General features: G+C 48.9%; 26 protein-coding genes. 6 read left to right on the top strand and 20 right to left on the bottom strand.

Annotated features, from left to right (window positions below; all coding sequences use genetic code 11):
- Positions 1-180: 180 nt before the first annotated feature.
- Positions 181-762, bottom strand: coding sequence for an RNA polymerase sporulation sigma factor SigK (gene sigK / locus BKD12_RS13075; RefSeq protein WP_242872774.1), 582 nt, complete (start codon positions 760-762; stop codon positions 181-183).
- Positions 763-950: 188 nt separating this feature from the next.
- On the opposite strand from sigK, the gene BKD12_RS13070 reads away from it, so the two are divergent.
- The 3 genes from BKD12_RS13070 (at position 951) to BKD12_RS13060 (ending at position 4,324) form a co-directional block, all read left to right on the top strand.
- Complete coding sequence (locus tag BKD12_RS13070; RefSeq protein WP_070089788.1) at positions 951-2,216, top strand: sensor histidine kinase; 1,266 nt, start codon at positions 951-953, stop codon at positions 2,214-2,216.
- Between the two features lie 5 nt (positions 2,217-2,221).
- Positions 2,222-3,106, top strand: coding sequence for a response regulator (locus BKD12_RS13065; protein WP_070089787.1), 885 nt, complete (start codon positions 2,222-2,224; stop codon positions 3,104-3,106).
- 189 nt (positions 3,107-3,295) lie between these two features.
- Positions 3,296-4,324, top strand: a complete 1,029-nt coding sequence (locus BKD12_RS13060; RefSeq protein WP_242872775.1) for a PTS sugar transporter subunit IIC — start codon at positions 3,296-3,298, stop codon at positions 4,322-4,324.
- Between the two features lie 68 nt (positions 4,325-4,392).
- On the opposite strand, the gene BKD12_RS13055 is transcribed toward BKD12_RS13060, so the two are convergent.
- From BKD12_RS13055 to mtaB, 8 genes are all read right to left on the bottom strand, one after another.
- Positions 4,393-5,622, bottom strand: coding sequence for a peptidase U32 family protein (locus tag BKD12_RS13055; protein ID WP_070089785.1), 1,230 nt, complete (start codon positions 5,620-5,622; stop codon positions 4,393-4,395).
- A gap of 5 nt (positions 5,623-5,627) precedes the next feature.
- On the bottom strand, positions 5,628-6,281 hold the full coding sequence (locus BKD12_RS13050) for an O-methyltransferase (protein ID WP_330385611.1): 654 nt from the start codon (positions 6,279-6,281) through the stop codon (positions 5,628-5,630).
- An 81-nt stretch (positions 6,282-6,362) separates the two neighbouring features.
- Entirely contained in the window at positions 6,363-8,030 is a 1,668-nt protein-coding gene (locus BKD12_RS13045; RefSeq protein ID WP_070089783.1) for a ribonuclease J, read from the bottom strand.
- 27 nt (positions 8,031-8,057) lie between these two features.
- Positions 8,058-8,513, bottom strand: coding sequence for a Fur family transcriptional regulator (locus BKD12_RS13040; RefSeq protein WP_070089782.1), 456 nt, complete (start codon positions 8,511-8,513; stop codon positions 8,058-8,060).
- A gap of 7 nt (positions 8,514-8,520) precedes the next feature.
- Positions 8,521-8,778: a DUF1292 domain-containing protein gene (locus tag BKD12_RS13035; protein WP_070089781.1), complete on the bottom strand. Its 258-nt coding sequence runs from the start codon at positions 8,776-8,778 to the stop codon at positions 8,521-8,523.
- Positions 8,779-8,785: 7 nt separating this feature from the next.
- Positions 8,786-9,226, bottom strand: coding sequence for a Holliday junction resolvase RuvX (gene ruvX / locus BKD12_RS13030; RefSeq protein ID WP_070089780.1), 441 nt, complete (start codon positions 9,224-9,226; stop codon positions 8,786-8,788).
- Positions 9,227-9,231: 5 nt separating this feature from the next.
- On the bottom strand, positions 9,232-9,495 hold the full coding sequence (locus BKD12_RS13025; protein WP_070089779.1) for an IreB family regulatory phosphoprotein: 264 nt from the start codon (positions 9,493-9,495) through the stop codon (positions 9,232-9,234).
- Positions 9,496-9,552: 57 nt separating this feature from the next.
- Complete coding sequence (gene mtaB, locus BKD12_RS13020; RefSeq protein ID WP_070089778.1) at positions 9,553-10,839, bottom strand: tRNA (N(6)-L-threonylcarbamoyladenosine(37)-C(2))-methylthiotransferase MtaB; 1,287 nt, start codon at positions 10,837-10,839, stop codon at positions 9,553-9,555.
- 95 nt (positions 10,840-10,934) lie between these two features.
- Between mtaB and BKD12_RS13015 the strand changes: the two genes are divergently transcribed.
- Positions 10,935-11,174, top strand: coding sequence for an HPr family phosphocarrier protein (locus tag BKD12_RS13015; protein ID WP_070089777.1), 240 nt, complete (start codon positions 10,935-10,937; stop codon positions 11,172-11,174).
- Positions 11,175-11,224: 50 nt separating this feature from the next.
- Here the strand turns inward: BKD12_RS13015 and thiI are convergent, their stop codons facing one another.
- From thiI to BKD12_RS12985, 6 genes are read right to left on the bottom strand one after another with little or no spacing between them, the layout of a single operon-like run.
- Entirely contained in the window at positions 11,225-12,409 is a 1,185-nt protein-coding gene (gene thiI / locus BKD12_RS13010; RefSeq protein ID WP_070089776.1) for a tRNA uracil 4-sulfurtransferase ThiI, read from the bottom strand.
- A gap of 27 nt (positions 12,410-12,436) precedes the next feature.
- Entirely contained in the window at positions 12,437-13,594 is a 1,158-nt protein-coding gene (locus BKD12_RS13005; RefSeq protein ID WP_070089775.1) for a cysteine desulfurase family protein, read from the bottom strand.
- 46 nt (positions 13,595-13,640) lie between these two features.
- The gene (locus BKD12_RS13000; RefSeq protein ID WP_070089774.1) at positions 13,641-14,378 is read right to left on the bottom strand and encodes a 16S rRNA (uracil(1498)-N(3))-methyltransferase; all 738 of its coding nucleotides are present in this window, start codon (positions 14,376-14,378) and stop codon (positions 13,641-13,643) included.
- Positions 14,379-14,395: 17 nt separating this feature from the next.
- Positions 14,396-15,352, bottom strand: a complete 957-nt coding sequence (prmA, locus tag BKD12_RS12995; RefSeq protein WP_070089773.1) for a 50S ribosomal protein L11 methyltransferase — start codon at positions 15,350-15,352, stop codon at positions 14,396-14,398.
- A gap of 15 nt (positions 15,353-15,367) precedes the next feature.
- A complete protein-coding gene (locus BKD12_RS12990; protein WP_070089772.1) occupies positions 15,368-15,931 on the bottom strand; it encodes a manganese efflux pump MntP in 564 nt (187 codons plus the stop codon).
- Positions 15,932-15,935: 4 nt separating this feature from the next.
- Positions 15,936-16,283, bottom strand: coding sequence for an arsenate reductase family protein (locus tag BKD12_RS12985; RefSeq protein ID WP_070089890.1), 348 nt, complete (start codon positions 16,281-16,283; stop codon positions 15,936-15,938).
- 117 nt (positions 16,284-16,400) lie between these two features.
- Between BKD12_RS12985 and BKD12_RS17005 the strand changes: the two genes are divergently transcribed.
- On the top strand, positions 16,401-16,550 hold the full coding sequence (locus tag BKD12_RS17005; protein WP_176730972.1) for a hypothetical protein: 150 nt from the start codon (positions 16,401-16,403) through the stop codon (positions 16,548-16,550).
- On the opposite strand, the gene BKD12_RS12980 is transcribed toward BKD12_RS17005, so the two are convergent.
- From BKD12_RS12980 to BKD12_RS12965, 4 genes are read right to left on the bottom strand one after another with little or no spacing between them, the layout of a single operon-like run.
- The gene (locus BKD12_RS12980; protein ID WP_070089771.1) at positions 16,539-18,020 is read right to left on the bottom strand and encodes an AAA family ATPase; all 1,482 of its coding nucleotides are present in this window, start codon (positions 18,018-18,020) and stop codon (positions 16,539-16,541) included. The two genes, BKD12_RS17005 and BKD12_RS12980, sit on opposite strands and share 12 nt — an antisense overlap.
- A complete protein-coding gene (locus BKD12_RS12975) occupies positions 18,010-19,347 on the bottom strand; it encodes a vWA domain-containing protein (RefSeq protein WP_070089770.1) in 1,338 nt (445 codons plus the stop codon). Before BKD12_RS12975 ends, BKD12_RS12980 begins: the two co-directional genes overlap by 11 nt.
- 1 nt (position 19,348) lies before the next feature.
- Entirely contained in the window at positions 19,349-20,221 is an 873-nt protein-coding gene (locus BKD12_RS12970; protein ID WP_242872773.1) for a leucine-rich repeat protein, read from the bottom strand.
- A gap of 40 nt (positions 20,222-20,261) precedes the next feature.
- Positions 20,262-20,861 (bottom strand): YdcF family protein, encoded by a 600-nt coding sequence (locus BKD12_RS12965; RefSeq protein ID WP_070089768.1) that lies wholly within the window; start codon positions 20,859-20,861, stop codon positions 20,262-20,264.
- Between the two features lie 111 nt (positions 20,862-20,972).
- Here BKD12_RS12965 and BKD12_RS12960 point away from each other — a divergent pair, with 111 nt between their 5' ends.
- A complete protein-coding gene (locus BKD12_RS12960) occupies positions 20,973-21,848 on the top strand; it encodes a polysaccharide deacetylase family protein (protein ID WP_070089767.1) in 876 nt (291 codons plus the stop codon).
- A 69-nt stretch (positions 21,849-21,917) separates the two neighbouring features.
- On the opposite strand, the gene glmS is transcribed toward BKD12_RS12960, so the two are convergent.
- Positions 21,918-23,744: a glutamine--fructose-6-phosphate transaminase (isomerizing) gene (gene glmS / locus BKD12_RS12955; protein ID WP_070089766.1), complete on the bottom strand. Its 1,827-nt coding sequence runs from the start codon at positions 23,742-23,744 to the stop codon at positions 21,918-21,920.
- Between the last annotated feature and the right edge of the window lie 9 nt (positions 23,745-23,753).

Raw genomic sequence — 23,753 nt, 5'->3', positions numbered from 1 at the left:
ACTGGCCGAAACAGCCGTTAGAAAACTCAAAGCTCTGAACAGAGCATCCGATAACACTCCAGCTTTGAATAGGTGACAATATCTTATCGTATCCCTCTTCCCCTGTCAACCGGGGACAGGGGGTTTTTCAAAAAGGGACACCCTGTTTTTCAGATGGGGACGTAGACTTTTGCAAAAAGTCTACGTCCCCATCTGAAAATGTTTCCGAAGCTTTTCGATCGCGCTTTTTTCAATCCTGGAAACGTAAGAACGAGAGATGCCTAACTGTCCGGCGATCTCCCGCTGCGTATATTCTTCTTCGTTATATAACCCATAACGCATTTTCAGCACAGTCCGCTCTCTTGGCGACAGCTCGGATTCTACCTTCTGGTAAAGCCTTCGGATGTCTTCTCCAAGCTCCACCTTGTGGTGTGCGTCTTCCTCTTCTGTTTCAATAATGTCAAAGAGCTGGATCTCATTTCCTTCACGGTCCGTCCCTATAGGTTCATACAAAGAGATATCCCTCGAAGATTTCCGCTTTGAGCGCAGGTACATCAGCACTTCATTTTCGATGCACCTTGCGGCATACGTTCCGAGTCTCACGCACTTATCGGGGTTAAACGTGACTACCGCCTTGATCAGTCCTATGGTTCCGATGGAAAGCAAGTCTTCCGTCTCTTCTTCATAAGTCTGGTACTTTTTCACAATATGGGCTACGAGGCGCAGATTCCGTTCAATCAGTATATGCTTCGCTTCAAGATCACCCTCCGTATATCTCTGCATATATTCTCTTTCTTCGGAGGCTGTGAGGGGTTGGGGAAAAGACTTCAAGAAAAGCACCTCTTGGCGTATTTGATATAATCTATGTCACATTTTCTTTTTTTGTGCTTTTCCATGTAAAATTATCTATACAAAAACCCCGGAAAAAGTTATAGTAAATATATCAATCTTTTTTATCATGGAGCTGTTTTATGAATAAAACCTATCAGCGGATAGCTCTGTGCAGCCTGGTCGTTATTCTGGCAGCACAGCTGAGTGTAAACCTTTTCTTTGCAGATTTTGAAATCTCCGTAGCAGTCACTCTGCTGCCTTTATTTTTGTTTTTGACAACGGATTTCCCCTTGCCTGCAACCACGCTGTGCGCCGCTGCAGGCGTATTTCTGATGCGGCTGTTCCTCTCTTTTCTCCGGTATGGAGATCTGCAGGCGGCGGAACGGCTGTTTCCTGAGATGATTTTTTATATCAGCTACGGACTTCTTTTGTATCTCTGTGACCGGCTCCGTCAAAAAAAGGCGGCGGGCTATCGGATTCTTCTGCCTTTTTTGGTTGGAATCGATTATATTTCCAACCTATTAGAGCTGCTATTCCGAGCCGGCACTGATGCCTTTCATCCATCCACTCAGCTGGGCATCTTCCTGGTAGCCGTCCTCCGGACTCTGGTCATCGCCTGTGTGCTCCTGGTCTTCCGGCAGTACAGGCGGATCCTCCTCCGGAGAGAACATGAAAAACGCTATCAGGAGCTCCTTCTTCTGATCTCCCGTCTGAACGGAGAGGTTTTGTGGATGGACAAAAATACAACTTTAATCGAACAGACTATGAATACCTCCTACCATCTGTATGAACAGTTAAAAAACAGTCCGGCACTGGAAGAGCAGGCACGGTCCGCACTTGCAGTATCCAAGGATATCCATGAGATCAAAAAAGAATATCTGCTGATCATGCGGGGAATTTCTGAGGTTCTGGATCAGGAAGTGAAAAGCGACGGCATGTATCTGGATGAAATCCTGAATGTTCTGAAAAACGCCACGGTCCGCCTTGGCAAAGACTCCGGAAAAGAAGTGTCCATCTCGCTCCATCTTCCACACAGGCTGTATACCGGACAACATTACGCCTGGATGTCCATCTTCCGCAACCTCTTTACCAATGCACTGGAGGCAGAAAAGAGTTCTTACGTACAAATTGAAGTCGTCCAGAAACTTTCCGGAGACAACCGTATTTTCCAGATTACCGACCACGGTCCCGGCATTCCGGAAGAAAACCAGCCGGAAATATTCTGTCCCGGATTTTCTACCAAGATTAATTATGAAACCGGAGAGGTCAGCAGGGGACTCGGCCTTAATCTGGTACATGATCTGATAAAGGACCAGTTCCACGGCACCATTTCCCTGGAGTCCGTCCCCGGAAAAACTACGTTTACAATCACAGTACCAAAGACAACTTTTACGCAGAAAGGATGATACTAATGAAATTTTACCTGCTTGATGATGACAAACATATACGGATGATCTTAAAACAGATCATTACCGACCGGGAGCTCGGAACCGTATGCGGAACCGGCAGTAATGGACACGAAGGACTGGAGGATGTCTTCGAACTAAAACCGGATATTATCATCGTGGACCTTTTGATGCCCGAGATGGACGGGATCACCTTCGTGGAACATGCAAGGACACGGCTGCCGGATACCGCCTTTATTATGCTCTCCCAGGTTTCTTCCAAAGAAATGGTCTCCGCCGCCTATGAAGCAGGGATTGAATTTTTCATCCAGAAGCCCGTCAACAGTATCGAGGTAGAAAACGTTATCCAGAAGGTCCGTCAGAACCTGTCGATGAAACGCACTCTTCAGAAAATGCAGGAGCTTTTCACGGAAGATATCCCCGGAGCTCTGCCCGAAGAACAGGCAGGCTCCGCCGAAACCTCTGCTGACACACAACCTCTGCCTTCCCGAAACGAATCTATGGTCACTTTGCAGACGATTCTCCAGAGACTTGGGATCATCGGTGACATCGGAAGCCGGGATATCATAACTGTGGTAGAATATATGATCCAGAACCATGCAAAAATCAGTGAATTAACACTGAATGAACTGTGCAGCCGTTTCAGCGACTCTCCCAAATCCATGGAACAGAGGATCCGCCGGGCCGCGGCTGCCGGGCTCGTTAACCTGGCTCATTTGGGTCTGGAGGATTATGGCAATGAAATTTTTACAGAATATTCCAATACCCTGTACAATTTTGAACAGGTTCGGCGGGAAATGGATTTTATCCGCGGCAAAAGTGAACGCCACGGAAATGTAAAGATCAAAAATTTCTTAAATGCACTGGTCGTATACAGCGTGCACAAATAGTTCCTTTCAATTGCCAGGAGCATCATCAGTATTTTGTGTATTTTTTACAAAATTCTGATGATGCTCGTTTTTTTATTGTCAATTTTGATACTATTTGAAACTATTTGAAACCTGATATGTATATTTGTTTCATCAATAAATGACAGAGACATATTCAAAAACAGACAAGAAACGGAGGAAACAATCATGATGACTATTTTATCTGGAGTTGGATTACTGCTGGTAGCGCTGGCAGGATTCTCACTGTTCAGCCTGAAAATGCCAAAGGGCCAGCTTGCTATGTCAGGAATGGCAAATGCTGCCGTTGCCACCTTTCTGGTAGAAGCAATCCACAAATACATTACCGGCGATCTTTTAGGAATTGACTTTTTCCGCACGGTAGGCGAAACTTCCGGAAGTCTTAGCGGAGTGGCAGCCGCCATCATGGTACCCCTGAGCATGGGAGCCAATCCGGTCCTTTCCGTGGTTGCCGGCGTTGCGGTCGGATCGTATGGTATTCTTCCCGGATTCATCGCGGGTTATCTGGTAGGAATGCTTTCACCTATCGTTGAAAAGAAACTGCCCGAAGGATTAAATATCATTCTTGGCGCTCTTTTGATCGCACCTTTTGCCCATCTCATTGCCTGGGCATCTGATCCGGTGGTCACTGTTCTCCTGACCCGCATCGGCGGAACCATCACCGCTGCCACCGAACAGTCCCCTATTGTTATGGGCTTCCTTCTTGGCGGTATTATGAAAATGATCTGTACCTCACCGCTAAGCTCTATGGCCCTGACTGCTATGCTGGGACTCTCCGGACTTCCAATGGGAATTGCGGCTATTGCCTGTGTGGGAGGCTCTTTTACGAACGGAATCATCTTTGCAAGACTGAAGCTGGGAAATAAGAGCAATGTGATCGCTGTCATGCTGGAGCCTCTGACCCAGGCGGATATTGTGACTTCCAACCCGATCCCGATCTACTGTTCAAATTTCTTTGGGGGCGGCCTTGCCGGAATTTCTGCTGCTGTTTTCCAGATCATCAACAACGCACCCGGGACAGCATCGCCAATCCCCGGACTTCTGGCACCATTTGCATTTAACCCGCCTCTCCAGGTAGTTCTTGCACTCGCATTTGCCGTTGCAGGCGGAAGCCTGGCGGGCTTTGTCGGAAGCCTGGTATTCAAAGGCCACAAAAAAAGAGCGGCAGAGACTGCTTCTGCGGTGACTGTCGGCGCATAATTCCTATCCTTTTTTATCACACATGCATAAAAATGGCTCTGGATTTTTTGATGATCCAGAGCCATTTACTATTCTTCCGCACGTCTTAAAATATCAAATTTTTCTGCTTTTCCTTCCAGATCCACGTAGAGAACCTGTTTTGAATGAGGTGCGCTTTCCATCTCCTGCCCCTCTTCATCCAGGATCTTCTGAACGGTCACCTGGATATTCTCGCCGTTTGGCTTCATGATCTCTATGGTTTCACCCACAGAAAATTTATTTCTCTGCTCGATCCGGTAAAGGCCGTCCCGCTCTCCTCCGATGATCCCCAGATAAGTATATTCTCTGATATAGGTATTATTATCATAAATCTGGGCTTCCTCGTCCGGCTTTCCGAAATAAAAACCAGTGGTAAACTGCCTGTATGTGCAATTTGAAATCTGATCCAGGTACCAGGGCATGTTGGCCTCATACTTATCCAGATTCTCCAGATAATCATCAATGGCTTTCCGATAGGTCCTGGCAACCGTTGCTACATAGAGTGCCGTCTTCATCCGCCCTTCGATCTTAAAGCTGTCGATTCCCGCGTCGATCATTTCCGGGATATGCCCGATCATACACAGATCCTTAGAGTTAAAGATATATGTCCCTCTCTCATTTTCATAAACAGGCAGATATTCTCCCGGCCTCTTTTCTTCCACCACCGCATATTTCCACCGGCAGGGATGGGTGCAGGCTCCTTGATTGGCGTCTCTTCCGGTAAAATAATTGCTCAGCAGGCATCGTCCCGAGTAAGAAATGCACATCGCTCCGTGGATAAAGCTTTCAATCTCCATCTCTTCCGGGATTCTATCCCGGATCTCCCGGATTTCTTTCAAAGACAGCTCTCTTGCGGACACCACCCGCTTTGCTCCCTGCTTCCACCAGAAAAGATAAGTCCCATAATTAGTATTATTTGCCTGAGTGCTGATATGTCGGTCGATGTCAGGACAAATCTCCTTTGCCATCTCAAAAATGGCTGGATCTGCAATGATCAGCGCATCAGGCTTCAATTCTTTCAATTCTTTCAGATATTCTTCCACTCCCGGAAGGTCATCGTTATGGGCCAGGATATTAACCGTTACATGCACCTTTGCCCCATGCTCGTGGGCAAAAGCAATTCCTTCCCGCATGTCATCCTTCGAGAAATTTTTGGCCTTTGCCCTCAGTCCGAAGGCCTCCCCGCCAATATATACTGCATCTGCCCCAAAGATCACGGCAGTCTTCAATACCTCCAGGCTGCTGGCAGGTATTAACAATTCTGGACGTTTCCGCTCCATGGTACTTATCTCCTCTCTTCGTTCTTCTTCACACTGAGTGCCACACCGTCTCCAAGCGGCAGAATTGAGGTTTCCAGATTCTTATGATGCTTCAGTGTATACAGATACTCCCGCATCCTGCTGTGGATCGTACGGTCCCGCCTCTCCACCGCAAAACGGGACTCAATCAGATTCCCGTCCTGCAGCACATTATCAGACATCAGTACCCCGCCCGGCGCCAGAAGCCTTAAGACCTCCGGCAGATAATGCGGATACTGTCCTTTTGCTGCATCCATAAAAATCAGGTCGTATGGTCCGTCCAGGGATTTCAGCACTTCCATGGCATCTCCCTCTATCAGTGTGATCACATCATCCTTCCCGGCTTTCCGGAAATTTTCCCGGGCAATGGGGATCCTCTTCTCATACTTCTCAATCGTGGTAATATGAGCGCCCTCCGGCATATATTCACTCATCAGAAGCGCAGAAAAGCCCACCGCCGTCCCCACCTCCAGGATCCGCATAGGACGCGTGATCTCCAGCATCACCTTAAGAAAACTCTGTGTTTCCTTACGGATGATCGGCACATAACTTTCCAGCGCCTCCCGCTCAACCTGTTCAAGGAAGGACCTTTCCGGACTCTCCAGCGATTTAAGATATGTCGCAAGTCTGTCATTATTCATCAATCTGGGACACCCCTTTTCGCAATTTGGGACGTACACCTTTTGCAAAGGTGTACGTCCCCTTTCACAGTTTGTTCACATTTACACATCCATGATGATCGGCAGAATCATCGGGCGGCGCTTCGTCCGCTTCCATATGAATTCATTCATCGTATCCCGGATTACCAGCTTTATCTTGCTCCAGTCCGCATTGCGCTGATGCATCAGACAATCCTCCACCGCATCCATCAGCACATGTCTTGCCTCTTCCATCAGTCCCTCAGACTCTCTTACGTATACGAAGCCACGGGAAACGATATCCGGGCCGGCCAGAAGATGGTTGCTCCGTTTTTCCAGTGTCAGCACCACGATCAGGATTCCGTCCTCTGCCAGATGCTGGCGGTCACGCAGTACAATATTTCCCACATCGCCGACTCCCAGTCCATCTACAAGTATTGTCCCTGTATGGACCTTATCCACAACCTTCGCCTCCTGGCTATTTAACTCCAGAACATCTCCGGACTGGAGTATAAATACGTTTTCCTTCGGTATGCCAAGTGTCTGCGCCAGCTCTGCGTTGGCCTTCAAATGCCGGAATTCTCCGTGCACCGGAATTGCATATTTGGGCTTCACCAGGGAATAGATCAGTTTCAGTTCTTCCTGACAGGCATGTCCCGATACATGAACATCCTGGAAGATCACATTTGCTCCCTTTGCAGACAATTCATTGATTACACGGGATACCGACTTTTCGTTCCCCGGGATCGGATTGGAACTTAAGATAACCGTATCTCCCGGCATAATCGTTACTTTCTTATGGATATCCGCCGCCATACGGGACAAAGCTGCCATAGACTCGCCCTGGCTGCCCGTAGTGATCAGCACCGTCTTCTCCGGCGGATAATTCTTCATCTGGTCGATCTCGATCAGCGTCTTATCCGGCACGTTCAGATATCCAAGCTCCTGAGCCACCTGGATGATATTTACCATGCTGCGGCCCTCTACCACCACTTTCCGGTCATATTTACAAGCCGTATTGATAATCTGCTGCACACGGTCCACATTGGACGCAAAAGTAGCAATAATAAGTCTCGTGTTCTGATGTTCCGCAAAAATATGGTCAAAGGTTACTCCTACCGTCCGTTCAGACTGCGTAAAGCCTTTCCGCTCCGCATTGGTGCTGTCGCTCATCAGCGCCAGTACGCCCTTCTTTCCGATTTCAGCGAACCGCTGCAGATCAATCGCATCGCCAAACACCGGCGTATAATCCACCTTAAAGTCACCCGTATGGACCACAATGCCTGCCGGAGAGTAAATGGCAAGCGCGGCCGCATCCTGAATACTGTGGTTGGTTTTAATAAACTCAATCCGGAAATGTCCCAGATTGATAGATTGTCCGTGTCTGACTACTTTTCTTCTGGTACTCCGCAAAAGATTATGCTCCGTAAGCTTCCGCTCAATGATACCCATTGTCAGTTTAGTAGCATAGATCGGAAGATTCATCTCCCGAAGCACATAGGACAGTGCCCCGATGTGGTCCTCATGCCCATGGGTGATCACAAATCCTTTTACTTTTCCGATATTCTCTTTCAAATAAGATACATCCGGGATCACAAGGTCGATGCCAAGCATGTCGTCCTCCGGAAACGCAAGTCCGCAGTCCACGACAATAATACTGTCTTCGTACTCAAAGGCAGTAATGTTCATTCCAATCTTCTCCAGACCTCCCAGCGGAATGATACGCAATTTTCCATTGTTTTCTTTTTTCAAATTTACACCTCCACGTGCTTTTCCGTACTATTTCTGCCTGTTCCGGCATTCCCTGCATTGTCCATAGAACTTTAATTCGTGGTCTAACACGTGGAATCCTGTCTCATCCTCGATCCGACGCTCCAGTTCTTCCAGGAGATCGTCATAAAACGGCAGGACCTTCCCACAGGTCTTACAGATTAAATGGTGGTGATGGTGCTTTCCCTCGCCGAGCCCCGGCTCCCCGATCTCATAGCGCACACATCCGTCGTCCAGATTAATCCGGTCCACTAATTGCATTTCTAATAACAACTGCACTGTTCGGTAAATTGTAGCCAGTCCGATCTCCGGACAGTCCTCTTTTACCAGTTCATAGATATCCTCCGCAGTCATATGCTTATCACGATGATCTGCGAGCACCTCTAATACAAGCAACCTTTGATTGGTCACTTTTAACCCTTTTTCTTTCAGCATTTCTTTGAATTTTTCTTTACTGATAGACATTCGTATATTACCTTTCAATCTCTACGTCTTCCAGAAGTTCTTCAAACACCTTGGACAAGGCCGAAAGCTCCACATCGTCTTCAACGATCTCATAAACGCTCTCTGCCGCGCCAGCCTTTGATGTCTCTTTCAGTATCAGGCATTCCGCCTCATCATCTTCGGAATCAGCCACCAAAATGTAGTTCACTGCATTTACCGTTGTCTGTTCCAGTACGAAAAATTCTGTTTCCTGCATATCGTCAGACATGAACTTAATTTTTTCCATAGATCCATCACACCCCGAACACATCTTCATTCCGGATCTGGTCCAGATATCCCTGCAATATAAAAACAGCCGCAATCTGATCAATATACTTCTTGCGGTCTTCACGTCTTACCTTATTCTCGATCAACGTCCGTTCTGCTTCCACCGTCGTCAGGCGCTCGTCCCACATCACGACCTCAAGGCCGGTCCGTCTTTCAAGCATCCGTCCGAATTCCATAGATTTTTCTGCCCGATCCCCAATATCATTATTCATATGCTTCGGAAGCCCCAGCACGATCCGCTCTGCCTGATATTCTCTGATCAGTTCCTCAATGCGGGCGCAGGTTCTCCTGAGCTTATTCTCATCTTTCCGAGTAATCGTCTCCACGGCCTGGGCGGTGATCCCCAGGGGATCACTGACTGCAACGCCGACGGTCCTGGAGCCATAATCCAATCCTATGATCCTCATAGACATTATCTCCAGCCATTGTGCTCGATATACGTCTTCAGCATCTCTTCCACCAGCTCGTCCCGCTCCATCTTCATGATCAGACTTCTGGCGCCATTATGGCTGGTGATATAAGTCGGATCACCTGACATGATATATCCAACCATCTGGTTCACCGGGTTATATCCCTTTTCACTTAAAGCCTTGTACACAATCTCAAGAATATCTTTTGCCTGAATCTGTGGACCGCTTTCTACCTGAAAAAACTGAGTGCTGCTTAAATCCTTCATATACTCACGTCCTCCAATCATACTTCATCCTTATTCTACATGATAACTTTCCAAAATTCAATGAATTATTTGAAAAGGATTCTCTATTTCTATCTGCACCAGCCGGTTGGCCAGTTTTTTTTCTGTCCTGATTCCTATCTTGACATATTCCCTGGTGTGTCCCACCTGGTAAATTTCTCCATTCCGCCGGATTTCTTCTTCAATCAGCACCTCCTGCGTCGTCCCCAGAAGCCGCTGTTCATAAGCAGCCTGCTTTTTCCGGCTCAGGTCAAGCAGAATATTACTCCGTCTGGTTTTTTCCTCCTCCGGCACCTGATCGGGCATAGCCGCCGCTTTTGTCCCTTCTCTTCGGGAATATTTAAACACATGGGTCTCATAGAAATCCACCTTATCTATAAAATCCCTGGAAGCTTTAAATTCCTCTTCGGTTTCCCCCGGAAATCCTACGATCACATCCGTGGTCAGGGCCGGTTCCAGGAAATATCTCCGCAGGAGCTCGCATTTCTCATAATATTCCTCTGCCGTATACCGCCGGTTCATCCGCTTCAGGGTCTCCGTACAGCCACTCTGCAGCGACAAATGGAAATGCGGGCACATTTTGGGAAGCCCGGCGATCGCTTCAGCAAACTCTTCCGTTATGATCCTGGGTTCCAGTGATCCCAGCCGGATTCTTTTTATTCCAGCCACCTCATGCACGGTCCGGATCAAAGAAAGCAGATCCGTTCCCGTATCAATACCATAAGAGCTCAAATGAATCCCGGTCAGCACGACCTCCTGATATCCGTTCCGGGCCAGTGTTTCCACTTCCCCACGCACACTTTCCATGGAACGGCTCCGTACTCTCCCTCTGGCATAGGGAATGATGCAGTAGGAGCAGAACTGGTTACATCCGTCCTGCACCTTGATATAGGCCCGGGTATGCTCCGCTGTCCGTGAAAGATGAAGATCCTCATACTCCCTGGCATGGCCGATATCCACCAGATCTTTTCTGATCCCTTCCCGGCCTTTTTCATATTCTTCCAGGATATGGACGATCTCTTTTTTCCTGTTATTGCCAATCACAATGTCCACGCAGTCCGCTACTTCCTCCGGCTTTTCCTGCACATAACAGCCGCAGGCCGCCACGATGGCGTCCGGGTTCATCTTCCGGGCGCGGTGCAGCATCTGGCGGGATTTCCGATCCGCCATGTTTGTCACCGTACAGGTATTGATAATATATATATCTGCCTTTTCATGAAAAGGCACGATCTCATAGCCGCTGTCCTCCAGCAGTTCCTGCATGGCCTCCGTCTCATATGCGTTCACCTTGCAGCCCAGGTTGTGCAGTGCAGCTTTTTTCCTCATATTTACGTCCTCTTTTCCAAAATGTTCCTTGACTTTTCGTTTTTATCCTCTTAATATGTAGGTAGGAAAAATGAAAATCAAGGAGGAATCATCGAATGAAAACAGTTAAAATTTCCTTAAATTCTATCGATAAAGTAAAGTCCTTTGTAAATGAGATCACAAAGTTTGATTATGATTTTGATCTGGTATCCGGAAGATATGTCATCGACGCAAAGTCTATCATGGGTATCTTCAGCCTGGATCTTTCCAAACCTATCGACCTGAATATCCACGCAGACAATGCCGCCGATGTGGATACCATCCTCGAGTTACTTACCCCTTATATCTGTGAATAAAAATTACCGGTCAGACCTCTCTTAAGAGGTCTGACCTTTTTATTTTTCTTTTATTCTCCAACCTCTATGATCTCTACGGATTCGACAGCTTCTCGAAGCAGCTGATCGATCTTTTCTGACAGTCTCTCCTCAGAACGACGGATCACCTCCACATTGGGCTTTGTCACCGGATGCTTCGCCACAAAAATGGTGCAGCAGTCTTCAAATGGCTGGATGGAGGTCTCAAAGGTACCGATCTTTTCTGAAATATTCACGATCTCCTGCTTATCATACCCGATCAGCGGGCGGTATACAGGCATGGTGCACACGTCATTGGTCGCCGCCAGGCTCTGCATAGTCTGGCTTGCCACCTGCCCGATACTTTCTCCTGTAATAAGCCCCAGGCAGCCTTCTTCTTTCGCAAAATGTTCTGCAATACGCATCATATAACGGCGCATGATGATCGTCAGCTCATCGTGCGGGCACTTATCATAAATATATAACTGGATATCTGTAAAATTGACTACATGAAGCCGGACCGGACCGGAATACCGGGATACGATCTTTGCCAGATCCACCACCTTCTGCTTTGCCCGCTCGCTGGTGTACGGCGGTGCATGGAAATAGGTAGCGCTAAGGCCCACGCCTCTCTTGGAAATCATATAGCCGGCCACAGGGCTGTCGATTCCGCCGGACAAAAGGAGCATCGCTTTCCCGTTGGTTCCCACCGGCATACCGCCGGCACCCGGGATGATCTGAGAGTACACATAGATTTCATTGCGGATCTCTACATTCACCTGTACATCCGGATGATGCACATCCACACGGATCTCCGGAAACGCATCCAAGATCGCTTCTCCCAGATCCCTGCTGATCTCCATGGAATTTTTCGGGTAGGACTTCTTCGCCCGTCTGGACTCTACCTTAAATGTGATATTCTTATCCGGATAAAGTTCATCCATATAAGCTACCACGTCTTCTTTCAGTTTCTCAAAGCCCTGATCTTCCATCCGGACCACCGGACAGATCCCTACCAGGCCGAACACTCTTTTTAAGTGCTCCACCACTTCCTCATAATCATAATCGCCTTCGCAGTCCACATAGATCCGGGCCTGGGACTTGTGAACCACAAATTCTCCGTCCACATCCCGGAGTGAACGGCGCACCTGGCGCACCAGCGCATCCTCAAACAGATACCGGTTTTTTCCCTTAATCCCAATCTCTCCGTATTTTAATAAAAATGTATGAAATCTCATCTGTACAGATCTCCTTCGTTCTTTTTCCTATCTTCTGGTATATCTTCGAAGCATCGGTACTATATTATATAGTGTCTGAAGCGTCTCGTCAATCTCTTCTGCCGTGGTAAACTCTGACATACTGAACCGGAGTGTGGCGTCCAGGAATTCCTGACCAGCTCCGATTCCTCTCAGCACTCCGCTGATCTGCGGATGGTTAGAGGCACAGGCAGATCCGCTTGATACATAGATGCCCTTGTCTTCCAACGCATGAAGGAGCACCTCGCTTCGGATACCGGCAAATCCCACGCTCACGATGTGGGGCGCCGACGTCTCATCGTACAGGCCATGGATGGTCGTTTCCGGAATCCTCTGTACGCCCTCGATAAACCGCTGCTTTAATGCCCGCATACGATTTACCTTTTCGTCCAGATCCTGGTAGATCATCTGGGCCGCCAGCCCAAGTCCCGCAATCCCCGGCACGTTTTCTGTCCCGGAACGGATATTTTTCTGCTGCTCACCGCCAAATACGATAGGCTGAATCTTCACATGTCCGCCAATATAAAGAGCCCCGATCCCCTTTGGTCCGTGAATCTTATGCCCGCTTAAGGACAACAGATCAACTTTCAGCCGTTTCGGATAAATCCGGTACTTTCCGAAGCCCTGTACGGCGTCCACGTGGAATAAGATTTCCTTATTGTATGCTTTCACAAGACTGGCCGCTTCCTGTACCGGCTGGACAGATCCAACTTCATTATTTACATACATCATGGACACCAGAATGGTTTCCTCACAGAGCGCTTCTTTTAACGCCTGCAGGCTTGCCCTTCCATAGCGGTCCACCGGAAGGAACGTCACACGAAACCCTTCATCCTCCAGATAATGCATGGTATTTAAGATTGCCGGATGTTCGATGGATGTTGTGATCAGGTGCTTTCCCCGCCGCATATTTGCCCGGGCCGCACCGATCAGGGCCAGGTTGTCACTTTCTGTGCCGCCTGATGTAAAAAAGATCTCCTTTTCTTCCACCTTCAAAAGCTTTGCCAGCCGTTCCTTTGCTTCCTTCACATATTTCTCCGCCTCTACACCCTTCCGGTGCATAGAGGAGGGATTCCCGTAATCCTGGCACATCACCTTACGCACCAGGTCTCCTACCTGCGGATAAGCCATGGTCGTCGCCGAATTGTCCAGATATATTTCTTTCATACTTTCACTTCCTGCTCAAATTTCTTCTCATTACCAGAGTATGTTCCTATGACTCCAAATGGTACATCAGGACCGACAGCACCGCCAGTCCCGCCGTCTCTGTCCGGAGGATCCTTCTCCCAAGAGTCAGGGCCTTTGCACCGCTTGCTAAAGCCAGGTCCACCTCTTCTCTTTCAAAACCGCCTTCCGGACCGATGAAGATGCCCACCGACTGCCCGGGCCGGATCGCTTCTATCACAGAGCGGGTGTACTCCATGCCTTCCGCCAGTTCATATGGGATCAGACAGACATCCAGCTCCCCGGCAAGTTCCAGCGCCGAAGGAAACGGCATCACGTCCGATACTTTCGGGATATAGCCTCTCCCGGCCTGCTTTGCCGCGCTCTCTGCGATCTGCTGCCACCGCTGTACTTTTTTTGCCGCCTTTTTATCGTCCAGCTTCACCACGCAGCGCTTTGTCTCCACCGGGATCACCTGACAGACGCCCAGCTCCACTGCTTTCTGTACGATCAGTTCCATCTTGTCCTGCTTTGGCAATCCCTGAAAAAGATAGATCTTCGACGGAAGCTCTGTATCCACATCCCCGGCTTCCAGGATCTCAAGGACAGCCCTCCCGGCAGGGTATTCCTTTACCGCACACCGGTACTGCCGGTTATCCCCGTCGCTTACCATCACTTCTTCCCCGGTTTTAAGCCGGAGTACATTTTTCATATGGTTGACGTCCGAACCCTCAATATAGATTTCCTGTTCCCCCACCTGACCGGGAGTTACAAAAAAACGCTGCATAGTTTTCTCCTTCTTGGTTATCTGGGCTTTCTGGCTGTCACGCTGGCCCATTCTCCCTGGTGGTGGATCTCCAGGACTTCCATCCCGGCAGCCTTTACTGCTTCCGCCACAAGTTCTTCTTTTCCTTCAATGATACCGCTGGTGATATAAATACCGCCCTTTTTCAGGTGATGTACGATCACCGGCGTAAGCGGCACCAGCACGTCCGCCAGGATATTGGCTGCCACGATGTCATAGGCTTCATAGCCAGCCTTCTCCTGTACCTCTTTTGTATCAATAATGTTTCCGATCATGACCTCGTATTGGTCTTCGGAAATTCCATTGGCTTTCATATTTTCATGGGTAGCGTCAATGGCACAGGGATCCAGATCTGTTCCTACCGAATACTTCGCTCCGAACTTTAACGCCAGCATTCCCAGGATGCCGCTTCCGCAGCCCACATCCAGGATTTTCGTATCCCGGGTCACATATTTTTTAAGCTCCCGGATGCAAAGCTGTGTCGTCTCATGCATCCCTGTCCCGAATGCGGTCCCCGGATCGATATGGATCACCAGCTTGCTTTTATCCTTTTCCTCCACCTGCTCCCAGGAGGGGATTACCAGAATATCATCGATATAGAACTGGTGGAAATACTGCTTCCAGTTATTTACCCAGTCCACGTCCTCTGTCTGGGATTCCTCTATGGTGCACTCTCCCACGTTCACGTAGGCGCGCATCTCCTCCAGTTCTTTTTGTACCTTTCCCAGCATTTCTGCCGGATCCTCTTCTTCCTCCAGGTAAAACGTCAGAAATGCCGTACCATCATCCTCCGGCATCTGGGGCAGGATGTCCACAAACATCTGCTCCTTGTCCTGGCTGGTAAGAGGCACTTTGTCCTCTATCTCTACTCCCTGGATCCCCAGGTCCATCAGCATACTGCTGACAATATCTTCTGCCTCTGTCGTCGTTTTCAGGCGAAACTTATTCCATTTCATCGGATGAAACCCTCCTTATAAAATTCCCAGATGCTCCAGCAGGATCTTCACCCCGATCAGGATCAGGATGACGCCCCCGAAAAGCTCTGCTTTTGACTTAAATCTTGTCCCGAATATATGTCCTATTTTAACACCTGCCACCGACAAAGTAAACGTGATCACACCGATAAAACAGACAGCCGGAACGATATTGACCTTAAGAAAGGCAAAGGTCACGCCCACGGCAAGAGCATCAATGCTGGTGGCCACAGCAAGAGCCAGCATCCCCCGGACATCCAGAGAACCGCTTGTGGTCTCACATTCCTCAGGGCCACAGGCCTCCCGTATCATATTGCCGCCGATGATGGAAAGCAGGACAAATGCGATCCAGTGATCCACCGAAGTAATCACATTCCGGAACTGCACTCCCAGAAAATATCCGATAAGCGGCATCAAAGCCTGAAATCCTCCGAAATAGATTCCCACGATCCCTGCCTTAAGAGGCGTACACTGCTTCATGGCAAGGCCCTTACAGACGGACACCGCAAAAGCGTCCATCGAAAGTCCCACTGCAATCAGAAAAAGCTCAATCCATCCCATTTTCTTACACTCCCTGGCTCCACTCTTTTTCCCGGAATCCCACCAGGACTTTATCCCCAGTCACCAGGATCGGCCGCTTTACCAGCATCCCGTCTGTCGCAAGAAGATCATATTGCTCTTCCTCCGTCATTTCCGGAAGCTTATCCTTCAGCTTCATTTCTTTATAGAGATTGCCGCTGGTGTTGAAAAAGCGCTTCAATGGGAGCCCGCTTTTCTGGTGCCACTCTTTTAACTCCTCTTTGGTAGGATTCTGAAGTTTAATGTCTCGTTTTTCAAACTCCAGCCCCTGGTCCTGAAGCCACTTTTCTGCTTTCTTACAGGTCGTACATTTCGGATAACACACAAATAACATCTCTTTTCCTCGCTTTCGTTGCTTTGTTAAAATACTGTTAAAGTCTCCCCTGATCCATTCCATCTGCTTTTTTCATGACATAAAATAGAGACAGATTTTTGCAGAGGAGGTATTTTTATGGATACAAACATTGGTTTACTGATACTTATGATCATCGGCGGAGGTGCCGGCGTGATCACCAGCCTCTACCTTCTTATCAGCTTTCCCGCGGTCATCATCTGGAAAATATACCGGAAGCTCCGCTATGGATATAAATTAACTCAATAGTCCGCTTAGATCCTCAAGGATTTCCTGCTGCTGCCCATCGGACAGCAGTTTTTTATTATATCGGTAATAGAGGTCGCAGTCATTTTCCTTTAAAAACCGGATACTGGCAGCACTGGTATTCAACTCCGTGACAAATACCACCATTTCCTGACTGTCTCCGAAGGCTTCCTCCATAAAACGGAAGCCATTGTTCAGCGCTTCCAGCGTCTCTTCCGTCACAGCTTCCAGCATCTTTGTCTCCCCGGCAAATTCCTCCCGCACTCTCGCAAACCCGGCACTGCCTTCAAGATGCTCCGCCCGGACTAACAGAAGATAGTCCCTGAACCTGCCTAAAACCTCCTGCCACATTTTATCCTCATCCTTGTTCAACAGCTCGGCTCTGCGAAGCTTTTCATAGTCTGACTCAGCTTTCCCGGCCACCTCTTCCAGCCGGCAGCTTTCCTTATATTGCTTCAGGTAATCATAAAGAAGCTCCGTAAAGCTTTCTTTCTGTCCCCAGGATAAAAATCTGTCGTTCAGCTGGCTAAGAAGAAGGCTTACCACACTGAGCCTCTCGTCAAAGGCCGCATAATTAAGCTTTTCCAGCGTCTCTTTTTCCCATTTCCCTTCCAGGATCCCGTCAAAGCCGTAATCCTTCCGGTACTTTTTGTATAACTCCAGGTAGACGGCAAAATCTTTTGCAATCTTCCAGTGCTGGATGTACTGATGTACAACCTCCTGATCCGCCTGTTTTCCAAGCGCTTCATAGGACTTCAGAAGCCAGGACAGGTCCTCCCAGCCTCTGGCCGTGGCAAATTCTTTTCCGTCCACTGTCGTCTCCATGCGGTAGAAAAAATCCCTGCGGATTTCCAGATATGCAAGAATGGCAGGATGGATCCGGACCTGTCCGGCATATTCTTTCCACACCTCATAATTTTCTTCTACATCAATTTTCTTGATCCGGTCCAGGGTCACCACGTCAAATTCCCGGACAGATCTGTTATACTCCGGAGGGTTGCCTGCTGCCACGATCACCCAGCCTTCCGGCAGCTTCTGGTTTCCAAAAGTCTTACACTGCAAAAACTGCAGCATTGTTGGCGCCAGTGTTTCGGATACACAATTGATCTCATCAATGAACAGGATCCCCTCCCTAAGACCGGTCTCCTCCATTTTGTCGTACACCGAAGCAATGATCTCGCTCATGGTATACTCTGTTACCGAAACCTTCCTGCCCTCGTACTCTTTCTCCCGGATAAACGGCAGCCCTACCGCACTCTGTCTGGTGTGATGGGTGATCGTATAAGAGACCAGACCGATCCCGCACTCTCTGGCAGCCTGCTCCATGATCTGTGTTTTCCCGATCCCCGGCGGCCCCATCAGCAGGATGGGACGCTGGCGGACATGGGGCATCACATAATTACCTGCCGCATCCTTTTTCAGATAGGCTTCAATGGAGTCCTTGATCTCCTGTTTCGCCCGTTTAATATGCATAATCTTCTTCCTCCAGTATCAGTTTCATCGCCCAGGAGGGAACCTGGGTATCCTCATAATCTTCTTTCATAAATACAAACGCTGTCTCATAGGGCGGTTTTTTCGCAGGGTAGATTCCTTTGCCGTCAGTAAAGTACAAAAGCCCTTTTAAGTTTGAAAACACATGCTCTCTCATCAGCTCCTCCACATAGATAAAGGCCGGTCTGAAATCTGTACCGCCCTCCCCCTTCAGTGTCAGATTCTCCATGTAATCTTTCAGCTCCTCCTCGCAGGTAATCTTCTGATCTGTCTGTACCTGGTCATCGCATTGGATCACATGAATATTGATCTTGCGGAAAAAGCTTTCATTTTCACTGAGTACCCCATAGGTTTCCTCCAGGAAATGCCGCACCAGTTCTCCGGAACAAGACATAGAAGTATCGATCACGATAACAAACTCCTCGATCTTCTGTGTCTCTTTCCATTCCTGCGGCTCAATAAGCGGCATATTTCCATACAGCGACAGCCCATAGCAGTAAAAGGAATAGTCAAATGCATCCTCGTCAATCTTCAGTTCTTCCCGCAGAACCGAAAACTTCCGGAGAAACTGGCGGTAGTCATAACGCGCCCGGTTCTCTACCCGCAGCTGTCCCAGAAAATGTCCGGCCTGTTCTGAAGCTTCTTTGGAAAAGGTCTCCATATCAGTCTCCGTCTGCTCACTGATCTTCCTCCACTGATTCTCAATCTGCTCCTGCTTCTTTCTGTCCTCATCCTCCGGCCAGTAACTGTGGTCATCCAGGCGGAATTCCTGCCTGAGACGAAGGATTTCCGTTTCCGAAAGTTCCCACTCCCGCAGGCTTTTGTAAATCCGCTCTGCCGTCAGCACCGGATGCCTGGCATTAAGCTTCCGATAAGTTTCTCTCCTTAGAAAGGAACGGCTCTTTTGTACTGCCCTGTGCTTCAGCCCGTCAATGATGGATTCTACCGCAATATCACAGGACAGCCAGTAAATCTCCTCATCCTTCCCCTTCCTTCGGATCATATGGCGGAAAATTCCATGCAGGACCTCATGAAGATAGAGGCGCTGCACCAGAACCGGATCCCTTTGGTATATCCTTCCCAACCCTTCCGGACAATAGTAAAGGACCAGTCCGTCCGTACCCATTATTTCCGCATCCGGATCTGGCACAAAAAACAGACTGCAGAGTGCCACGTCCAAAAAACGCATCTTCAGATACAATGCACTTCGTGATGCCTTTAGAATCTTTTCTCCTACTGCTGCAAGCTGCTCCTCCCGCCGCTGCGCACCCTGGTCTGTCATCTGACCGTTCACTTTATATTTTTCCATTCTATAACTCAAACCTCTGCTTTTTTTCTCTTGGGAAAAGACGGCGCTTTTCCTCCATCAGGAAACTGAAAAGCTCTGTTTCTCCCCTTGCAGCCGCTTTTTCCAAAGCATACTCCATTGCTTCGCCCGTCCAGTACGGCTGTCTTAAAAGGAACCGAATTCCCTCGCTGTCATCCGCTTCAAAAAGCACATCCGCGCCATCCTTCAGATGCTCCTTCATATATCCTTCATAAGCTGCTCTTGCACTTTCTGAGAGTCCAAACGGAAACCGAAGCCGGTTCAGGGAAAGCTCTGCCGTGACAGCAGGCGCCTCTTCTGCCTCCGCCCGGAAAAAAATCTCGTCATATTTCTTATAATCGAGCTTCCGGTCATAAAAGCACTGCCTGTAATATCCGCCTGCCCCATGATGGTGAGTCACCAGGATCCTGGCCGGCGTATTTTCCACTGCCTCTTCGTAGTGCTCCGGAAACAGGATCCTTACCTCCTGCTCTTTCCCGTCCAAATGATAAAAAAGCCGGGCCTTAATTCCAAACCGGATTTCATCCAGGATAGACTTCAAACAGCTTTTTTCACCTTCCATAAGCTCCATCTCTACCTGTCGGACCTGGCATCCGCTTAAAGCACCTCCGCCAATCTCCGGAAGACTGTCACTTAAGATCAGTTTCCCCAGCTCTTTGCATCGATAGAACGCATAGCGCTCCACCTCCCGCAGATACAGCGGAAGCCACACCATGGTAATCTTTGTTCTTGCAAACGCATATGCGCCGATCCCGGTCACCGGCTCCCCCTCTATCTCGTCAGGCAGGATCAGCTCTTCATCTTCTCCGCTGTATCCGGTCAGATAAATCCCCTGTTCCCTTTTCTCCCATGCCACTCCCTGGCTGAGCTCACTTTGTCGCTTTTCCCACATGAGGCTAATAGTATCCTTTCCACAGATTCAGATACATGTGCAGATTAGTCTCCCAGTAAAGAGAAAGCGTCTCCTTAAGGCTCTGCCCTTCCGGCTCTTTTGCCCGGACCATAACATAGGTAAGCCCGGCCCGCCTTGCATAATGGTCTGCCTTTCTCAGATGCCAGCCGCTGGTCACCACGGCACAGTCAGAAAATCCACAGTTCTTCATCACTCTTGCTGCATTTTTCAGGTTGCGGTAGGTGCAGTCCGCCTCTTTTTCTTCCACAATATATTGCTCCGGAACACCAAGCTCCATTGCATACCGCTTCATAACCTCTGCTTCCACGTAGGCATTCTTCACCGCACCGCCAGACATCAGGAGATATTCTACCCGGCGGGCTTTCCACAGCTCCGCCGCCTTCTCTACCCGGCATTTCATGACCCGGGACGGGCTTCCGCCTTCTTCCGCATGATAGCCGCATACCACGGCGCAGTCATAGGTATCCTGCTCCCACCGCTTTTTAGGCCCCGGGAACAGAATCTTGAATATCAGAAGATTAACCCCGAGAAAGCCAAGGATCAGTCCTACGCATCCCAGGATCCATTCTTTGATTCGTTTCATAAATGCTCCTCTCTTTTAACCATAATAGTAGCTCCGTTTATTTTACCCTTTTACAGTCAAGATTGCAACCCGAAGGCCATATACATAGAAAAAATAACAACTGGAGTTTTTATGTCCATTTCCAAAAAACTGTTGAAGGCTACGGTGCTCCTTCTCTTTTTTTCTCTATGCTTCCTAGGCGGCAGGACAGTCTCCTGGCTCCTTTCTACCCAGGAAGAAGCCGCCGCTTCTTCCTCTCTCCTTTTCTCTTCAGAAAACTGGGGACTAAGCTACCCTGAAGAAGGCAAGCTTCCCACCGGCAACGCCTCCATTGAAGAACTGGCGGCTCATCATGCCTACTATGCCAAAAACACAGAAGAAAAGGTTCTGTATCTTACCTTTGACTGCGGATATGAGAATGGTTTTACAGCTGCGATCCTTGACACTCTGAAAGAGAAAAAGGTGCCTGCCGCTTTTTTCGTTACCGGTGATTTTCTGGATGCCGCTCCGGACATGATCAAACGAATGACAAAAGAAGGCCACATCGTGGGGAACCACACAGAACACCATCCGGATATGTCTGCGATCTCATCTCTGTCGGCATTCCAGCAGGAGCTTTCCGCCGTAGAAGCATCCTATGCCAAGATCACAGGCGAATCTCTGCCAGCCTACTACCGGCCTCCGCAGGGAAAATATAGTCCGGAAAATCTGAAACAGGCCGACGAACTGGGATACGCCACCATTTTCTGGAGCCTGGCCTATGTGGACTGGAATCAGGATGACCAGCCCACCAAAGAAGAAGCCTTTGAGAAGCTTCTCGGCCGCATCCATCCTGGCGCTGTCGTCCTTCTCCACTCTACCTCCGAGGCCAATGCCTCCTATCTGGGAGAACTGCTGGATCAGTGGAAGGCTCTGGGCTATCGCTTCGGAACGCTCGATGAGTTGACCGGGCAGGATCTCTCTTCTGATGATCCAAAGGCCGATCCCGGCGGCTCCGCCGATGTATGACCTTTCTAAAATAACATGACCCGGCAGGTGTAACCAGCCTGCCGGGTCGTTTATAGGGCGATTTGTTTTTTATTCCACTGTTACAGATTTGGCCAGATTCCTCGGCTTATCCACGTCACAGCCCCGCCCGATGGATATATAATAAGCAAACAGCTGCAGCGGGATGATCGCCAGCGAATTGGTAAAATATTTGTTCGTCTCCGGGATATAGATCACATAGTCCGCCGCCCGTTCTACTTCTGTGTTTCCTTCCACTGTTACCGCCATCACAAAAGCTCCTCTGGTGCGGACCTCTACCATGTTGCTGATCATTTTCTTGTACAGGTTCTCCTGCGTCAGCACTGCCGCTACCAGAGTTCCTTCCTCGATCAGGGATATGGTGCCGTGCTTAAGCTCTCCGGCTGCGTATGCCTCGGAATGAATATAGGAAATTTCCTTCAGCTTCAGGGAGCCTTCCATGGAAATGGCGTGATCCACGCCCCTGCCAATGAAGAACACATCTTTTGCAGCCAGATAACGGTTTGCAAATCTCTGGATATTTTCCTGGTTATTTAGAAGCATCTCCACCTGTGCCGGCAGCGCCTCCATGTCGTTCAGCATTTCCGCCAGCCCCTCGTCGCTAAGCTCCCCTCTCACATGGGCAAATTTCATAGCCAGAAGATAAAGGGCAATCAGCTGTGCAGAATATGCCTTTGTCGTTGCCACCGCGATCTCCGGGCCTGCCCAGGTATACATGACGTTATCTGCCTCTCTGGCAATGGAGCTTCCCACTACATTGACTATGCCAAGTACTCTGGCTCCCCGCTTCTTGGATTCTCTGAGGGCTGCCAGAGTATCCGCCGTCTCGCCGGACTGGCTGATCACGATCACCAGGGTCCCGTCATCCAGGATCGGATCCCTGTAGCGGAATTCTGAAGCCAGATCCACATCCACCTGGATCCTTGCCAGACCTTCAAAAATGTATTTGCTGGTATGTCCGGCATGGGCTGCCGAACCACAGGCAACTACCATGATCTTCCGGATCTTCCGGATCTCTTCGTTGCTCATCCCAAGCTCCTCGATTACGATCTGTCCGTCCCGGATCCTCGGAGAAAAGGTATCTGTAATTGCTTTTGGCTGCTCGTACATTTCCTTTAACATGAAATGCTCATATCCGCCTTTTTCTGCCGCATTTACATCCCAGTCAATATGAACAGCTTTCTTTTCGATAGGCTCCTCGTCTACAGTAAAGAAATCCATTCCCTCTGCTGTCATGCGGACAATCTCTTCATTTTCGATGAATACCACGTCCCGGGTATATCTTAAAACTGCCGGTACATCCGACGCCAGTATACTTCCTCCGTCGGTATGTCCTACGATCAGCGGGCTGTCCTTACGGACCGCATACAATTCCTCCGGATGATCCTTGAAGATAATTCCCAGCGCATAGGATCCTTCCATCCGGTGCATGATCTTTGTCACCGCCTCCAGCGGATTCCCTTTATAGTAATAGTCCAGGAGGTGGGCAATCACCTCTGTATCCGTCTCTGATACAAACTGATATCCATGCTTTTCCAGCTTCTTTTTCAGCTTCAGATAGTTTTCAATGATCCCATTATGCACTACCACAATACTTCTGTCTTCATTTGTCTGAGGATGTGCGTTAATGTCTGATGGCGACCCGTGGGTTGCCCAGCGTGTATGGCCGATCCCCAGAGTCCCCGGAAGACTTTCTCCTCCATGTGTCAGCTCGCTTAATACCTTAAGCCGTCCTTTCGATTTTACAAGTTCTATTTCTTCACCGTTGTAAACTGCTATACCTGCCGAATCATATCCGCGGTATTCCAGCTTGGAAAGTCCGTCCAGAAGGATCGGCGCTGCCTGCATATTTCCGATATAACCTACAATTCCACACATAGTCTGATG

This window comes from Merdimonas faecis (assembly GCF_001754075.1).
GTDB classification, from domain to species: Bacteria; Bacillota; Clostridia; order Lachnospirales; family Lachnospiraceae; genus Merdimonas; species Merdimonas faecis.
This window is presented reverse-complemented; position numbering and strand designations above follow the sequence as displayed.

Bases quoted from the DNA above. Each gene is read 5' to 3' on its own strand.
- sigK (WP_242872774.1), bottom strand. From the start codon at position 762: ATGCAGAGATATACGGAGGGTGATCTTGAAGCGAAGCATATACTGATT.
- BKD12_RS13070 (WP_070089788.1), top strand. From the start codon at position 951: ATGAATAAAACCTATCAGCGGATAGCTCTGTGCAGCCTGGTCGTTATT.
- BKD12_RS13065 (WP_070089787.1), top strand. From the start codon at position 2,222: ATGAAATTTTACCTGCTTGATGATGACAAACATATACGGATGATCTTA.
- BKD12_RS13060 (WP_242872775.1), top strand. From the start codon at position 3,296: ATGACTATTTTATCTGGAGTTGGATTACTGCTGGTAGCGCTGGCAGGA.
- BKD12_RS13055 (WP_070089785.1), bottom strand. From the start codon at position 5,622: ATGGAGCGGAAACGTCCAGAATTGTTAATACCTGCCAGCAGCCTGGAG.
- BKD12_RS13050 (WP_330385611.1), bottom strand. From the start codon at position 6,281: ATGAATAATGACAGACTTGCGACATATCTTAAATCGCTGGAGAGTCCG.
- BKD12_RS13040 (WP_070089782.1), bottom strand. From the start codon at position 8,513: ATGTCTATCAGTAAAGAAAAATTCAAAGAAATGCTGAAAGAAAAAGGG.
- BKD12_RS13035 (WP_070089781.1), bottom strand. From the start codon at position 8,778: ATGGAAAAAATTAAGTTCATGTCTGACGATATGCAGGAAACAGAATTT.
- ruvX (WP_070089780.1), bottom strand. From the start codon at position 9,226: ATGAGGATCATAGGATTGGATTATGGCTCCAGGACCGTCGGCGTTGCA.
- BKD12_RS13025 (WP_070089779.1), bottom strand. From the start codon at position 9,495: ATGAAGGATTTAAGCAGCACTCAGTTTTTTCAGGTAGAAAGCGGTCCA.
- mtaB (WP_070089778.1), bottom strand. From the start codon at position 10,839: ATGAGGAAAAAAGCTGCACTGCACAACCTGGGCTGCAAGGTGAACGCA.
- BKD12_RS13015 (WP_070089777.1), top strand. From the start codon at position 10,935: ATGAAAACAGTTAAAATTTCCTTAAATTCTATCGATAAAGTAAAGTCC.
- thiI (WP_070089776.1), bottom strand. From the start codon at position 12,409: ATGAGATTTCATACATTTTTATTAAAATACGGAGAGATTGGGATTAAG.
- BKD12_RS13005 (WP_070089775.1), bottom strand. From the start codon at position 13,594: ATGAAAGAAATATATCTGGACAATTCGGCGACGACCATGGCTTATCCG.
- BKD12_RS13000 (WP_070089774.1), bottom strand. From the start codon at position 14,378: ATGCAGCGTTTTTTTGTAACTCCCGGTCAGGTGGGGGAACAGGAAATC.
- prmA (WP_070089773.1), bottom strand. From the start codon at position 15,352: ATGAAATGGAATAAGTTTCGCCTGAAAACGACGACAGAGGCAGAAGAT.
- BKD12_RS12990 (WP_070089772.1), bottom strand. From the start codon at position 15,931: ATGGGATGGATTGAGCTTTTTCTGATTGCAGTGGGACTTTCGATGGAC.
- BKD12_RS12985 (WP_070089890.1), bottom strand. From the start codon at position 16,283: ATGTTATTTGTGTGTTATCCGAAATGTACGACCTGTAAGAAAGCAGAA.
- BKD12_RS17005 (WP_176730972.1), top strand. From the start codon at position 16,401: ATGGATACAAACATTGGTTTACTGATACTTATGATCATCGGCGGAGGT.
- BKD12_RS12980 (WP_070089771.1), bottom strand. From the start codon at position 18,020: ATGCATATTAAACGGGCGAAACAGGAGATCAAGGACTCCATTGAAGCC.
- BKD12_RS12975 (WP_070089770.1), bottom strand. From the start codon at position 19,347: ATGGAAAAATATAAAGTGAACGGTCAGATGACAGACCAGGGTGCGCAG.
- BKD12_RS12965 (WP_070089768.1), bottom strand. From the start codon at position 20,861: ATGAAACGAATCAAAGAATGGATCCTGGGATGCGTAGGACTGATCCTT.
- BKD12_RS12960 (WP_070089767.1), top strand. From the start codon at position 20,973: ATGTCCATTTCCAAAAAACTGTTGAAGGCTACGGTGCTCCTTCTCTTT.
- glmS (WP_070089766.1), bottom strand. From the start codon at position 23,744: ATGTGTGGAATTGTAGGTTATATCGGAAATATGCAGGCAGCGCCGATC.